The 438-nt window shown below is 61.9% G+C and carries 1 protein-coding gene; it reads left to right on the top strand.

Annotated elements, in window-relative coordinates:
• The coding region (locus J5M71_RS28675; protein ID WP_207839059.1) for a CBS domain-containing protein at positions 1 to 438 on the top strand (438 nt) is incomplete at both ends.

Genomic DNA, 438 nt, shown 5'->3' with positions numbered 1-438 from the left:
GTGTACGACAGCGAGCGCCAGGAGTTCGTCGGCCTGCTGCACATCAAGGATCTGCTGCTGGAACTGGCCGCGCTGGACCACATTCCCGAGTCGTTCAACCTCGCCGAGCTGACCCGCCCGCTGGAGCGCGTATCGCGGCACATGCCGCTGTCGCAACTGCTGGAGCAGTTCCGCAAAGGTGGCTCGCACTTCGCCGTGGTCGAGGAGGCTGACGGCAACATCATCGGCTACCTGACCATGGAAGACGTGCTGGAAGTGCTGGTCGGCGATATCCAGGACGAACACCGCAAGGCAGAGCGCGGCATCCTCGCCTATCAGCCAGGCAAGTTGCTGGTGCGTGGCGATACGCCGTTGTTCAAGGTCGAGCGCCTGCTCGGCATCGATCTCAATCACATCGAAGCGGAAACCCTTGCCGGGCTGGTTTACGAAACCCTGAAA

It is taken from the genome of Pseudomonas sp. 43(2021), assembly GCF_017490805.1.
In the GTDB taxonomy this organism is placed as follows: Bacteria; Pseudomonadota; Gammaproteobacteria; order Pseudomonadales; family Pseudomonadaceae; genus Aquipseudomonas.
This window is presented reverse-complemented; position numbering and strand designations above follow the sequence as displayed.